The following is a 13,569-nucleotide window of genomic DNA, read 5'->3' as shown; positions in this document are numbered from 1 at the left end:
CGCGCCGCCGGAGCGGTGGGTGGGGCTACGGGGCTACAGGCCGACGGCGGCGATGAGGTCGTCGAGCTCGGCGAGGGTCAGCTCGTCGACCGGCGGGGCCGGGAAGCGGGCGTGCGGCGAGGCGATCGCGCCGCGGCGGGCGAAGACCTGCTTGCGGATGGTCACCCCGCCGACGCCGAGCTGGGCCTCGTAGCGGATCAGCGGCAGGTACGTGAAGAAGAACTCCTGCGCACCGGCCCGGTCGCCGGCGACGAACCGCTCGTAGGTGCCGACCAGCACCTGCGGGAAGCCGAAGCCGGTCATGATGCCGTCCGCGCCGCGGAGCAGCTCCTCGTACAGGTAGAGCCCGCCGAGCCCGCCGAAGACGCCCACCGGCTCCTTGGCCCGCTGCTTCACCGCGGTGATCTTGGGCAGCGTCGGCGTCTCCTCGAGCTTGAGGTAGCGGCAGCCCTCGATCTCGTCGAGCAGCCGGACGAGGAACGGCGCGGGCATGACGACGTTGGTGTTCACCGGCTCGTCCTGCACGACGACCGGCACCGACACCGCCTCGGCGACCAGCCGGAAGTGCTCGAAGCCCAGGTCGAGGTTCCGGGTGTTGTCCGGCGGGGCGAGCATGACGGCGGCGGCGCCGGCGTCCTCGGCGCGGCGGGCGTAGTCCAGCGCCATCTTCGTGGCTCGTGCCGAGACCCCGGCGACGACCGGCACCCGGCCGGCCGCGGCCCGCAGGTAGCGGCGCAGCACCCGCTCGCGCTCCTCGTCGAGCAGCTTGGCGGCCTCGCCCATGATCCCGAGGATGGTCAGCCCGTGCGCTCCCGCGCCGAGGTAGTCCTCGACCAGGCTGTCGATGCTGCCCTCGTCGACCTCGCCGTCGTCGGTGAACGGGGTCAGTGTGATCGGTAGCACACCCGTGAGCGCGGTCACCGGGAACTACCCTGCGGACGGGGACGGCGGCCTGCGGCCGGGAGGGCGACGGAGATCACAGCGGTCACCGTAGCCGTCGGCCGGCGGTGCGGCCCCACCCGTGCCCCGCAGCGACGCGGGGGGCACCTGGAGGACGGAGGACGATGCCGGTCCAGCGATACGCCGTGGTCGGAGGCGGGATCATCGGGACGGCGGTGGCCCGGCGACTGCTGGCCGAGCGGCCCGACGCCGAGGTGACGGTCCTGGAGAAGGAGGACCGGCTCGCCGCCCACCAGACCGGCCGCAACTCGGGCGTGGTGCACGCCGGTCTGTACTACGAGCCCGGCTCGCTCAAGGCGACGCTGTGCCGCCGCGGGGTCGCCCTGCTCAAGGAGTTCTGCGCCGAGCACGCGCTGCCCTACGACGAGATCGGCAAGGTGCTCGTGGCGCTGGACGGCGCCGAGGAGCAGCGGCTGGGCGCGATCGCCGAGCGGGCCCGCGCCAACGGCGTCCCCGGCGTCCGGGTGATCGACCGGGCCGAGCTGCGCGAGCTCGAGCCGCACGTCACCGGCATCGCCGCGCTGCACTCGCCGACCACCGCGATCGTCGACTACGTGTCGGTCACCGAGCGGCTGGCCGCCGACGCCCGCGCCGCGGGCGCGACGGTCCGGACCGGGTTCGAGGTGGCCGCGTTCCGGTCCGCCGACGGGGGGGTCGTCGTCGCGGGCACGTCCGGCGAGGAGGTCGTCGCCGACCGGGTGGTGCTGTGCGCGGGCCTGCAGGTCGACCGGCTGGCCCGCCTGGCCGGGGACGACGACGCCCCGCGAATCGTCCCCTTCCGCGGCGAGTACTACGCGCTCACGCCGGAGAAGCGGGGGCTGGTCAACGGCCTGGTCTACCCGGTGCCCGACCCGCGGTACCCGTTCCTCGGGGTGCACCTGACCCCGCGGTTCGACGGCGAGGTGCTGGTCGGCCCCAACGCCGTCCTGGCGCTGGCCCGCGAGGGGTACCGGTGGCGCGACGTCTCCCCCGCCGAGCTGGCCGCGATCGCCCGCTTCCCCGGCTTCCGGCGCTTCGCCCGGCAGCACTGGCGCACCGGCCTGGCCGAGATGCGCGGGTCGCTGTCCAAGAAGGCCTACACCGCCGCCGCCCGCCGCTACGTGCCCGAGCTGACCGCCGAGGACATGGTGCCGGCGGCCGCGGGGATCCGGGCGCAGGCGCTGGAGTCCGACGGCAGCCTGGTCGACGACTTCCGCATCACCCGGCGGGGCGCCGTGGTGGCCGTGCGCAACGCGCCCTCCCCCGCCGCCACGTCGTCGCTGGCGATCGCCGAGCACCTCGTCGGCGTGCTGCTCGCCGAGGACGACCGGCCGTGAGCAGCGCCTCGTGAGCAGGGCCTCGTGAGCAGGGCCTCGTGAGCAGCGGCCGGGGGCGGCCCGCGGGCCCGGCCCGCGCGGCGACCGCGGCGGTCACGGTGACCACCGCGGGCGTGCTCCCGGCCTACCTCGTCGGCGTGCTGTGGGTGCAGGTGCGCGCCGACCTCGACGTCGGCCCGTCCCTGCTCGGCGTGCTGGTGGCCGCGTTCTTCGCCACCTCGGCGGTGTCGGCCCTCTCCGCCGGGACGCTGGTGCGCACGCTCGGCACCGTCCGGGTCGTGCGGCTCTCCGGGCTCACCGCGGCGCTCACGATGCTCGTCGTCGCGCTGGCCGCTCGCGATCCCGCCGTCCTCGTCGTCGCGCTCGTCGTCGCCGGGTGGGGCAACGGCATCGGGCAGCCGGCGAGCAACGACCTCATCGCGCGCTCGGTGTCCGCCGGGCGGCAGGGCCTGGCCTACGGCCTCAAGCAGGCGGCGATCCCGCTGTCGACGCTGCTGGCCGGCGTGGCGGTCCCGCTGGTCGCCATCCCGCTGGGCTGGCGGACGGCGTTCGGCCTGGGCGCGGTCCTGGCGCTGCTCGTCGTCCTGTCCGTGCCGGGTCCGCGGCGGCTGGGGTCGGCCGGGTCGTCGTCACCGCCGTCGGAGGCGGCCGGGCCGTTCCGCCGCGCGCCGCTGTACGTGCTCGCCGCCGGGCTGGCGCTCGGTGCCGGCACCGGCAACGCGCTGGGCTCCTTCGCCGTCAGCACCGCCGTCGCGGGCGGCATCGCCCCGGCGACCGCCGGCGTGCTCGCCGCGGTGGCCAGCGGGGTGGGAGCGCTGGCCCGGGTGCTCGTCGGGTGGCTGGCCGACCGCGTGCGCACCCGCTGGCTGCTCGTCGTCGCCGCGCAGATGTCGGTGGGCGGGCTGTCCTACGCGCTGCTCGGCACCGGCGTCGAGGCGCTCATCGCCGTCGGCGCGGTGGTCGGCTACTGCACCGGCTGGGCGTGGGCCGGGCTGTCGACCTACGCCGTCACCCGGATGCACCACGGCATGGCCGCCCAGGCGACGTCGATCACCCAGGGCGGCATGGGGCTGGGCGCAGCAGCCGGGCCGCTGGCCTTCGGCGGGCTGCTCTCGGTGAGCTCCTACGCCGTGGCCTGGACCGCGACCGCCGCCCTCGCCGTCGTCGCGGGGCTGGTCGTCGTGCTCGGCCGGCACCTGCTGCTGCGCGAGCGCCCCGCGCTGGTGGCCGCGCACCGGCAGCGCCGGGCGGCCGCGCGGGCCTGAGGGCGCGGTCCCGGCCGGCGGTCAGGCGAAGGGGTCGGTGGCCCGGCGGAGTGCCGCGGCGGCGTCGGGCCGGATGGGGTCGCCATGGCCGGGGCAGGCGACCGCGACGTCCAGCGCGGCGAGCCGCTGCAGGTCCGCCCACGCCTGGCCGCGGTCGGTGCTGAAGGGGCCCAGGATGGCCTGCCCCTGGTGCTCGGCGGCGGTGTCGCCGGTGATCAGCACCCGGTGCCGCGGCAGGTGCAGGGCGATGCTGCCCGGGGTGTGGCCCGGCAGGCCGAGGACCGTCGCACCGCCGGCGAGGTCCAGGACGTCCCCGTCGTCGACCTCCCGGTCCACCCGGCAGGCCGGCGCGGGCTGCAGGCCGGCGGCGACGGCGGCGTGCAGCGCCCGCTCGGCTGCGGTGGAGGACGGCGGGGGTCCGGGGACGTCGCCCCGCACGACGGGGGCGTCCGCGCGCCCCACGACGACCTCGGCGCCGGCCCAGGACGCGATCTCCGCCGCGGAGCCGGCGTGGTCGTCGTGGGAGTGGGTCAGCACGACGCGGCGCACGTCCTCCCGCCGCAGACCGAGGGACCGCAGGGCCGCGGCGACCGCCGGGCCGCTGCCGGGCGGGCCGGTGTCGACCAGCGTGGCGCCGTCGGCCTCGCGCCACAGCCAGGCGTTGGCGACGGGCAGCCGCAGCAGGTGCAGGCCCGGGACCACCTCGACGACGTCCACGTGCCGATCCTGGACCGGCGCACGGGTGTCCCGCGCCCGTGTTCGCCGTGGGGAGACGGCCGGGCGCGGCAGGGTCAGGCGCGCACGGGCCAGGCAGCCAGCGGCGGCTGGTCGTCGCCGTGGCTGCCCCCGGCGTGGGCGACGGCGGCCAGCAGCAGCGCGAGGGCGGCGCGGTCGAGGCCGGCGGCGAGGTCGCTCAGGTCGACCGGCTGCCCGTCGGCGAGCGAGGCGGCGGCGCGCAGCAGGCGCAGCTGGCTCCCGTTGCCGCCGATGGTGCCGGCGCGCAGCGCGGCGTCGACCTCGGGCCAGGCGACCTGCGCCCAGAGCCCCTCGCCGTCGACGTCGTCGAGCAGGCACACCAGGCCCGCCGCCTGCAGCTGCGGCAGCCAGTGGCCGGCGTTGGCCAGCAGGAGGACCGCCGCCTCGGCGGAGTAGTCGCCGACCGCGGCCCGCAGCAGGGCGGTCTCGAAGTCGGCGAGGTCGAGGTCGGCGGCCCGGGGCTCGAGTTTCACGGCATTCCCTCCCCGGAGTGCGTGTGGCATGCCACCGCCACCTTGCCCGGAGGGTCCGACAGTTCGGTTCAGCCGGGCAGGGAGCGCAGCACCTCCAAGGCCTCGGCCAGGGTCGGCGGCACCTCCCCCGGCCGCCGTCCGGCCTGCTCCAGCTCGCGCGCGGTGCGCTCCTGGCGGGCCACCAGCGCGGCCGACATCAGCGGCTCCACCCCCGTGCCGGCCACGGTGTCGCGCACCATCCGCGCCTCGACCTGCCGGCGGCCGGCGTGCCCGACGTGGGTGGTGACGAGCATCGTGGCGAAGTCGCGGGTCGGCCAGCGGTCCAGCGTCTCCTCGACCATGGCGAGCAGCGGCTCCACGACGTCGAGCTCCGCCGCCGCCAGGAGCGCCTCGGTCCACAGCCCCTCGAGGCCCTTGACCACGACGCTGCGCAGCATCTTCAGCGCCGCGGCGGCGCCCACCCGCTCGCCGACGACGGCCGCGCTGAGGCCGGCGCCGCACAGCAGCCGGCCCGCCTCGCCGGCGTCCGGCCCGGCCAGGGAGATCGGGATGCGGCGGCCGTCGAGCCGGATGCCGCCGCCGGTCATCACCCCGTCGACGACGCGGGCGGCGGGCAGCGCGGCGGCCACCGCCTCCTTGACCCGCGGCGCCGTGGAGTTCAGGTCGACGTAGAGGACGCCGTCCCGGGCTGAGGCCGCGAACCCCTCGGCCGCGGCCAGCGCGGTGGCCGGGGTGACCAGCGACAGGACCACGTCGCGGTCGGCGAGCCCCGCGACGTCGGCGACGGGCCGTGCCCCGGCCGCGCGGACCGCCTGGGCCAGCTCCGGGCCGCGGTCCGGGTCGGCGAGCAGCCGGTCGTGCACCGCCAGGTCGGCCCCGGAAGCGGCCAGCGCGCCGCCGATGACCCGGCCGGCCTCGCCGAAGCCGACCAGCCCCCACCGGGTCACGGGCGCACCTCCCCGCCGACCGGCACCTCGGTCAGCGCGGCGAGCACCCACGACCGGTCCCAGGTGCCGGCCGCGATGTCGGCGAGCACGGCCTCCTCGGCGCGCAGCTGCCGCTCGCCCGCCGCGACCACCTCGGCCAGGCGCTCGCGCGGCACCACCACGACCCCGTCGGCGTCGGCGACCACCACGTCGCCGGAGCGGACGACCGTGCCGCCGGCGTGCACCGGGCCGCCGATCTCCCCCGGACCGACCTTGTAGGGGCCGAGGTGGTTGATCCCGCGGGCGAGGACCGGCAGCGGGCCCGCCGCCAGCCCCTCGACGTCGCGGACGGCGCCGTCGACGACCAGCGCGGCCAGCCCCCGGGCCGTGGCCCAGCGGGCCATGAGCTCGCCGAGCACGGCCCGGTCGAGGGTGCCGCCGGCGTCGACGACGAGCACGTCGCCGGGCTCGGCGAGGTCGAGGGCCCGGTGCACGACGAGGTTGTCGCCGGGGCGGGTGCGCACGGTCAGCGCGGGGCCGGCGACCCGTGGCCACCGCCCGCCCGGCACCGGGTGCACGCCGCAGACGCCGCCGGTGCGCTCCATGCTGTCGGACAGGGTGCTCGTCGGCAGGGCCCGGCACCGGTCCAGCAGGGCCGGGTCGGGGCTCGGGCCGCGCGGGTGCAGCCGGCAGGTGCTCATCGGTGCATCTCCTCCTCGGGGGACGGGACGGGCGGGTGCCTGCGGGCGGAGCGGAGCGGCCGGCGCCCGCCCACCGGCAGCCCGCGCGAGCGGCGCACCATCCGGCGGCTGACCCGCACCGTGACGGCACCGGCGAGGCTGAGGGCGGCGGTCGTGAGCCAGGCGGCCGAGTAGGAGGCCTGGGCGACGAAGCCGAACAGCAGCGGCCCGGTGGCGGCTCCCAGCGACAGCCCGGTCTGCACGAAGCCGGTGACCGACGCGGCGGCGCCCCGGTTGTCGCGGATGACCGTGAAGTGGAACAGCCCGGTCCACGCCCAGCCGGCGCCGTAGGCCAGCACCCCGCCGGCGACGGAGGCCGGCACCGAGCCCGAGGCCAGCAGGGCGTAGCCCAGGGTGCCGAGCGCGAGCAGGTTGGCGATGAACAGGTAGGCGCTGCGCCCGGGGTGCCGGTCGACCCACCACCCGAAGCCGATCCGGACGACGAGCCCCAGCACCGAGCAGGCCGCGAACAGCAGCCCGGCCGCGCCCGCGCCCATCCCCGCCGCGACCGCGGAGTCGACGAGGAAGACCCCGGTCGGGGTGGCCGCGGCCGAGCCGAGGAACCCGCCGGCGGTGAGCACCACCAGGCCGCCGCGGGGCAGTCCCTTGTCCGGCGCCCGGGCGGCGGGGGCGCGCGCCGGGCCGGCCCTCCGCCCGGCGTCCCGGCCGCCGGCCAGCGAGGCCAGCAGCAGGACGACGGCGAGACCGACGGCGCCGGCGACCGCCCACCGCCAGCCGAAGACCAGTGCCACCCCGGGGACGGCGAGGCCGCCGAGCAGCGTCGCCGCGGGGATCGAGGACTGCTTGATGCCGAAGGCGACGCCGAGCCGGTGCTCGGTGACCAGCTCGGAGACCCCCGCGTTGGCCGACGGCTGGGCCACGGCGTTGCCCAGGCCGCCGACGGCCAGCCCGGCGACCAGCGCGGCCGGTGAGTCGGCGAGGGCGATGACGGTGAGCGAGGTCGTGGCCAGCGCCGCGGCCAGGGCGGCACCCCGGCGCGACCCGAGCCGCTGCACCAGCCGGCCGCCGGGGCGGGCCAGGCAGCCGGAGACGGTGAACAGCGTCGCCGCGGCCAGGCCGAACAGGCCGAGGCCGACGTCGAGGTCGGCGCGGATCTGCACCGCCAGTGCACCGACGAGGAAGGCCGGCAGCACGCCGAGCACCGAGACGGCCACCGCCCGGAGCACGGCGCCCACCGCGGCCGGGGACCGGGCGCGCCGGACCCCGGCCGCGCGGCGCCGGCCGGGTTCGACCGGGTCGCCGTCGGCCTCCCCGGCCGGGTCAGCCACGCGCGGCTCCCAGCGGGCGGCCCAGCTGCCCGGCCAGCGCCTGCAGCGCCCGGTGCGTCTCGGCGTCCAGCGGGATCCCGTGCGCCCGGCGCAGCGCCCGCTCGGCGGCGGCCCGCTGTCCCGGCGTCCGCACGGGGAGGTCGGGGTCCACCGGCGCCAGCGCCCGCAGCCCGGCGAGCAGCCGGGCGGCCCCGCTGCTGATGGCCGCCGGGTCGCCCAGCCGCGCCGGGTCGAGGACGACGACCAGGTGGCTGGTCCGCGGCGGCCGGGCGCCGGACCGGAACGTCAGGTTGCCCACCCCGGGCCCCGTCGGCCCACCGGCCAGGACCGCGGTGAGGAGCTCGACCAGCAGACCCAGCCCGTAGCCCTTGTGGCTGGACCGCTCGCGGTCGCTGCCCAGCGGCAGCAGCGCGCCCCTGCCCGGGTAGACCGCGGCCGGGTCGGTCGTCGGCCGGCCCTCGGCGTCCACGCCCCAGCCGGGCGGCACCGGCTTGCCCAGGCGCAGGGCGATCTCGAACTTGCCGCCGGCGACCGCGGAGGTCGCCATGTCGAAGACCATCGGCTCCTCGCCGGCCACCGGCATCCCGAGCGCCAGCGGGTTGGTGCCCAGGTACGGGCGGGCGGCCCCCGTGGGCGCGACGATCGGCCCGGTGTTGGTCGCGGCGAGCCCGACCAGCCCGAGCCTCGCCGCGTCGTACACGTAGGAGCCGCTGGCGCCGTGGTGGCTGCTCCTGCGCACGTCGACCCAGCCGACGCCGTACCGCCGCGCCCGCTGGACCGCCTCGTCGAACGCGAGCGTGGTGACCGGGTGGCCGAGCAGGTCGTGGCCGTCGACCAGCGCCACCGCGCCGCCGTCGGAGTGCACGCTCGGCTCCCCGTCGACCGCGATGACGCCGTTGCCGATCGCGCCGACGTAGGCGGGCAGCCGGGCGATGCCGTGCGAGTCGATGCCCGACAGGTCGGCGTAGCCGAGCACGTGGGCGACGTCGCGGGCGTGGGCCGGCCGGACGCCGACGGCCTCGAGCACGTCGACCGTCCACGTCCCGAGGACGTCGGCCGGCACGCGCACGTCGGGCTCCTCGACGACGGCTCCGGGGGCGGTCGCCGCGTCGCCGGCGTCGAAGGCCGCCAGCACCGCGTCGGCGACCGCGGTGGTCGACGCCGGCGGGATCCCCTCCGGGGCCAGGTCGTAGGTCCACGGGCCCGACCGCAGCACGGTGTCGACCGCGGCCCGCACCCGCTCGCCGAGCTCCCGGGTGGCCGGGAAGTGCCGGAGCAGGGCGGCCAGCGCGAGGAAGCCCCCGAGCGGGTCGACCTGGTCGCGCAGCGCCCGCCGCGGCGCCGACCCGTGCGCCGGCTCGAACAGCCCGGCGCACCGGCCGCGCACCGGCTCCCCCGGGTGGACCGAGGCCGAGCCGCACAGCGCCGGGGAGCCAGCCCGGCCCGCGGCGAGGTCGGACAGGACGTCGCCGAGCAGCCCCTCGGTCACCAGGACGTCGGGGACCTCGGCCCCGGCACCCAGCTCGTAGGCCGCCCGGTCGACGTAGCGGTGCTCGACGGCGACGCCGCGCTCGCGGGTGACCTCGGTGGCGACCTGCCGCCACAGCCGGCCGGTGGCGTAGAGGTTGGCCTTGTCCACCGACACCAGCCGTCCACCGCCCCGCCGCTCGAGCTCGTCGCAGGCCAGGTGCACCACCTCGGCCACCCGCTCCCGGGTCAGCCGCAGCACGTCGGCGGCCTCGCTGCCGTCGGGCCGGAACAGGCGGTCGTCGGCACCGCCGTAGGAGCCGCCGGCGAGGTTGCGGACGACGGTGAGCTCCCGCCCGTCGGGGAACGGGATGCCGCGCACCGACACGCGCAGGTCGTAGCGCTCCCGCAGCCGGTGCAGGGCGACCTCCGGGCGCGGGCACACCTCGGCCGGCACGCGTGGGTCCTCCCCCACCGCGCCGAGCAGCAGCGCGTCGGCGGCGTCGCAGGCGGCCAGCGTCTCCTCGGGCAGGACGTCGCCGGTCGCCGCCGCGGCCCGGGCGCCGACCGGCCACGGCCCGGTCACCTCGACCGCGCCGTCGGCGGCCAGCCGCTGCAGCAGCCGCGTCGGCCCGTCGAGCACCTCGGCGCCGACGCCGTCCCCCGGCAGGAGCGCGACCCGGATCACCGCAGCACCAGCTCGCGGCCGACGGTGGTGAGCGCCCGCTCGGTGCCCGCCTCGCCCAGGCAGGTCTCCAGCTCGGCCAGCCAGCCGGGCAGCGCCTCGGCCATCGTCGGGTGGTCCGCGTGGCCGAGGTCGCCGCCGAAGGCCAGCTGGTCGTGCGGGTAGACCTCGCCGAGCGTGGTCGACCGCGGCCCGTCGGGGGTGAGGAGATCGGGCAGGATGCCCAGCTCCAGCACCACGCCGAGCCGGGCGAGCTCCGGCGCGGCGGCGTCGTCCCACCGCAGGAACGGCATGCGCGGGTGGTTGAGCAGCATCCGGCGCACCCCGGCGGTGCGGGCGGCGCGGAAGAGCACCAGCGCCTCCGCGCAGGTGAGGTGGCCCGAGGCCAGCACCAGGTCGGCTGCTGCGACCACGTCGAGCACCTCCTGCCACGCGGGCAGCAGCGCGCCGTCCGCGCCCAGGACGTCGACCTGCCGGAAGGACAGCGTCCGGTGCACCGACAGCTCGGGGCGGGCCGCCGACGCGACGTGCGCGGGTGCGGAGACCGTCGGCATCCACACCACGCGCCCGCCGAGCCGGGCGGCCACCTCCACCGCGTCGGGGTTGGCCCCGCCGACCGGCGAGTTGAGCACGATGCCGCCCAGGACCTGGACGCCGCCGGTCCCCGCCCGCTCGCGGGCGAGCGCCGCCCGCTCCGCCGTCGACCCCTCGTGCGCCTTGAGGACGGCGAGGTCCACCCCGACCTGCGCGTGCGCGCCGACGACCTCGTGGTCGAGGCCGTGCCGCGGCACGAGGCTCGGGGCCCCGTGCACGTGCAGGTCGGCGACGCCGCTGATGAGCCGGGGGCTCACCGCTCCGTCCGCGGCCGGTCTCCCGGCGCCGGGGCGCCGGCGACGGGGGACGACGCCGGCTGCGGGGCTCCCGTCGCCGCTCCGCCGACCGCCTCCTGCCCGGTCGTCGGGGCGACGTCCCGGTCGCCGTCCGCGTCGTGCGCCCGGTTCCGGCGGCGGGTGAGCAGGTGCACGAGCACGCCGGCGACGAGGAAGGCCGCGCCGACGGCGATGAACGTCGGCGTCATGACCAGCAGCGCGATGGCGGCGACCAGGAACAGCAGCCGCTCGGGGACCCGTGCCGGCCCGAACAGCCAGGCGCCGGTGACCACGGCCAGCGAGGCGACCGCGAAGACGGAGGTCACGAAGGCGATCGCCACCGTCTCCGTGCCGCCCTCGAAGAGCAGCCCGACGCCGCGCGGGGAGAGCACGAAGATGAACGGCACGAGGAACGCCGGCAGCGTGTACTTCCACGTCAGCCACATCGTCTTCACCGGCTTGCCGCCGGTGATCGCCGCGGCGGCGAACGGGGAGAGCGCCGTCGGCGGGGAGACCTCGCTGAGCACCGCGTAGTAGAAGATGAACATCGCCGCGGCGAACGGCTCGACGCCCACCTGCTGCAGCGCCGGCGAGATGACGACGAACGAGATGATGAAGCTCGCCGTCACCGGCACCGCCAGCCCCAGCAGGACGACGACCGCCGCGGAGAACAGCGCGGTGAGGACGACGTTGCCGTTGGAGAAGTCGACGATGATCCCGGCCAGCCGCAGGGCCAGCCCGGTGAGGGTCATGACGCCGACGATGATGCCGGCGACGGCCATGACCGGGATGACCGAGAGCGCACCGGTCGCGCCCTGCGCCAGCGCCGACCAGATCCGCCGGGGCGTCATCCACGACCGCCGCTCGAGGAAGCTGAGCAGGAAGGCCAGCACGGTGGCGTAGACGACCGCGCGGAACGGCGTGTAGCCGAGCACCAGGAAGACGACGATCGCGGCCAGCGACGAGAAGTGGTAGCCGAAGCGGAGCAGCAGCTTCCACGGCGACTGCGTCTCGATGGCGACGGTGTGCGTCTTGTGCCGCCGGGCGTCCATCTCGATCGCCAGGATGATCCCGAGGTAGTACAGGACGGTCGGGATCGTCGCCCAGATCAGCACCTCGAGGTAGGACACCTGCAGCAGCTCGGCGATGATGAACGCCGCCGCGCCCAGGGTCGGCGGCGACATGATCGCGCCGATGCCGGCCGCCGCCAGCACGCCGCCGCCGGCCTCGGCCGGGTAGCCGGCCCGCTTGAGCAGCGGCCAGGAGATGCCACCGAGGGTGACGGTGGTCGCCACACCGGAGCCGGACACCGTGCCCAGCAGGAAGCCCGAGAGGGTCACCGTGCGGCCGGGTCCGGCCGGGGACTGCCCGAACGCGGCGAACGACAGGTCGATGAAGAAGCGGGTGGCGCCGGACGCGGCCAGGACGGCGCCGTAGATGGTGAACAGGATGATGTAGGTCGCGGCGACCTCCAGCGGCGTGCCGAAGATGCCCTGCGTGCCCATCACGTTGTGCCCGACCAGCCGCGGCCAGCCGAAGTTGGCCGTGGTGAACGGCGCGGGCAGGAACGAGCCCCAGTACGCCGAGGCGATGAACAGCAGGACGACGACCGGGACCAGGACGCCGACGGTGCGCCGGGCGGCTTCCAGGCACAGCAGGATCAGCAGCGTGCCGATGATCAGGTCGGTGTCGGTCGGCAGGATCGCCCGCCGGAAGAAGCCCTGCCAGTCCGACACCATGTAGAGGCCGGGCACCAGCGAGACGAGCGCCAGCAGCCAGTCGAGGACGTTCGGGGAGTCCCGCTTGCCGGCCTCCCTGGCCTTGGCCGACCGCGGCCAGCCGCGGTAGGTGAGGAAGGTCAGGAACAGGCCGACGGAGAGGAACACCGGCAGGTACACCTGCCGCGGCATGGGGTTGAAGACCCAGTAGAGGGCGAAGAGGGACAGCCCGACACCGACCACCGAGGTGACCCAGCTGGGCCAGCCGGTGAGGTGGCGCGCGGGCTTCTCGGCCTCGAACTCGGCGATCAGCGCCTCCTCGTCGATCCGGTCGGGATCGTCGAGGGGCTCGGCGCCAGGGGTCTTGTCCAGGGTGGCGACGTCCACGATACCGCCCTGCCGGTGCGCGGCGTGGTGCGCGGCCTTGTGGACGCCGTCGTGCCGCAGGTGCTCGGCGCGGGCCTGGTCGTCCTCGGCCGCGTGCGTCCGGGCGCGGCCCGGCAGCTTCATCTTCATCGCTCGGTCTCCAGTAGCACGGTGGGGTCCTCCCCCGTCACGAGCCGCCAGATCGGGACGGGGGCGGCGCCCGGGACGTACAGGGTGCGCTCGCCCAGGTCGGTGGCGGCGATGTTCAGGACGTCGAAGACGGCGGGCCGGCCGGGGTCGGGCTCGGCAACGTGCCCGCGGCGGTCGCCGGGCGGTGCCGGCCGGGGGGCGCCGGGGAGGGCGTAGTACTCCTCGAGCACCGCCACCTGGTCGGCGGCGATCTCGACGAGGGCGAAGCGGCCGTCCGGGAGGACGCGGTACCGCTCCTCGGCCAGGGTGGTGTAGACGCTGTTGCGGTAGCCGACCGCGAACCGGTCCCCGGTCAGCGGGACCCTGGCGAGCACCTCGCCGTCCGGCGTCCGGACGACGACCGCGCGGCCCTCGCTGCCGGCCGGCGCCGCCGTCGTCGCGGCGGCCCCCGCCCCGACCAGCACGGCGGCTCCCACCAGCACGAGGGCGGCGAGCCACCGCAGCGTCCGGCGGCGGGCGGGCGCGCCGCCGGGGCCCGCGGCGCGAGCCCCGGCCCCCGGCGGCGCGACCACGACCGGTCCTCCCTCGC

At 77.1% G+C, this 13,569-nt stretch carries 12 protein-coding genes; 2 read left to right on the top strand and 10 right to left on the bottom strand.

Annotated features, from left to right (window positions below; translation table 11 throughout):
* Positions 1-33: 33 nt before the first annotated feature.
* Positions 34-921: a dihydrodipicolinate synthase family protein gene (locus BLS21_RS11975; protein WP_091218264.1), complete on the bottom strand. Its 888-nt coding sequence runs from the start codon at positions 919-921 to the stop codon at positions 34-36.
* Positions 922-1,064: 143 nt separating this feature from the next.
* Here BLS21_RS11975 and lhgO point away from each other — a divergent pair, with 143 nt between their 5' ends.
* Positions 1,065-2,276, top strand: a complete 1,212-nt coding sequence (gene lhgO, locus BLS21_RS11970; protein ID WP_091218262.1) for an L-2-hydroxyglutarate oxidase — start codon at positions 1,065-1,067, stop codon at positions 2,274-2,276.
* A 38-nt stretch (positions 2,277-2,314) separates the two neighbouring features.
* Positions 2,315-3,541 (top strand): MFS transporter, encoded by a 1,227-nt coding sequence (locus tag BLS21_RS11965; RefSeq protein ID WP_091218260.1) that lies wholly within the window; start codon positions 2,315-2,317, stop codon positions 3,539-3,541.
* 21 nt (positions 3,542-3,562) lie between these two features.
* Here BLS21_RS11965 and BLS21_RS11960 read toward each other — a convergent pair whose 3' ends face one another.
* From BLS21_RS11960 to BLS21_RS11920, 9 genes are all read right to left on the bottom strand, one after another.
* Positions 3,563-4,258 (bottom strand): MBL fold metallo-hydrolase, encoded by a 696-nt coding sequence (locus BLS21_RS11960; RefSeq protein ID WP_091218257.1) that lies wholly within the window; start codon positions 4,256-4,258, stop codon positions 3,563-3,565.
* Between the two features lie 74 nt (positions 4,259-4,332).
* Positions 4,333-4,770, bottom strand: coding sequence for a hypothetical protein (locus tag BLS21_RS11955; protein ID WP_091218255.1), 438 nt, complete (start codon positions 4,768-4,770; stop codon positions 4,333-4,335).
* Between the two features lie 68 nt (positions 4,771-4,838).
* Positions 4,839-5,717, bottom strand: a complete 879-nt coding sequence (locus BLS21_RS11950; protein ID WP_091218252.1) for an NAD(P)-dependent oxidoreductase — start codon at positions 5,715-5,717, stop codon at positions 4,839-4,841.
* Complete coding sequence (locus BLS21_RS11945; protein ID WP_091218249.1) at positions 5,714-6,397, bottom strand: RraA family protein; 684 nt, start codon at positions 6,395-6,397, stop codon at positions 5,714-5,716. Before BLS21_RS11945 ends, BLS21_RS11950 begins: the two co-directional genes overlap by 4 nt.
* On the bottom strand, positions 6,394-7,725 hold the full coding sequence (locus BLS21_RS11940; protein ID WP_091218247.1) for an MFS transporter: 1,332 nt from the start codon (positions 7,723-7,725) through the stop codon (positions 6,394-6,396). Before BLS21_RS11940 ends, BLS21_RS11945 begins: the two co-directional genes overlap by 4 nt.
* A complete protein-coding gene (locus BLS21_RS11935) occupies positions 7,718-9,880 on the bottom strand; it encodes an Ldh family oxidoreductase (RefSeq protein WP_175479545.1) in 2,163 nt (720 codons plus the stop codon). Before BLS21_RS11935 ends, BLS21_RS11940 begins: the two co-directional genes overlap by 8 nt.
* Positions 9,877-10,728, bottom strand: a complete 852-nt coding sequence (locus BLS21_RS25145) for a DUF6282 family protein (protein WP_091218241.1) — start codon at positions 10,726-10,728, stop codon at positions 9,877-9,879. The genes BLS21_RS11935 and BLS21_RS25145 overlap by 4 nt, the downstream gene beginning before the upstream one ends.
* Positions 10,725-12,980 (bottom strand): TRAP transporter permease, encoded by a 2,256-nt coding sequence (locus BLS21_RS11925; RefSeq protein WP_245700338.1) that lies wholly within the window; start codon positions 12,978-12,980, stop codon positions 10,725-10,727. Before BLS21_RS11925 ends, BLS21_RS25145 begins: the two co-directional genes overlap by 4 nt.
* Positions 12,977-13,552 carry a hypothetical protein gene (locus BLS21_RS11920; RefSeq protein ID WP_091218234.1) on the bottom strand — a complete coding sequence of 192 codons (576 nt, stop codon included), beginning with the start codon at positions 13,550-13,552 and terminating at the stop codon, positions 12,977-12,979. Before BLS21_RS11920 ends, BLS21_RS11925 begins: the two co-directional genes overlap by 4 nt.
* Positions 13,553-13,569 lie beyond the last annotated feature (17 nt).

Origin of the sequence: Geodermatophilus siccatus, from assembly GCF_900103785.1 — a bacterium.
In the GTDB taxonomy this organism is placed as follows: Bacteria; Actinomycetota; Actinomycetes; order Mycobacteriales; family Geodermatophilaceae; genus Geodermatophilus; species Geodermatophilus siccatus.
The sequence above is the reverse complement of the archived record's forward strand: the minus strand, read 5'-3'. Positions and strand labels throughout refer to the sequence as shown.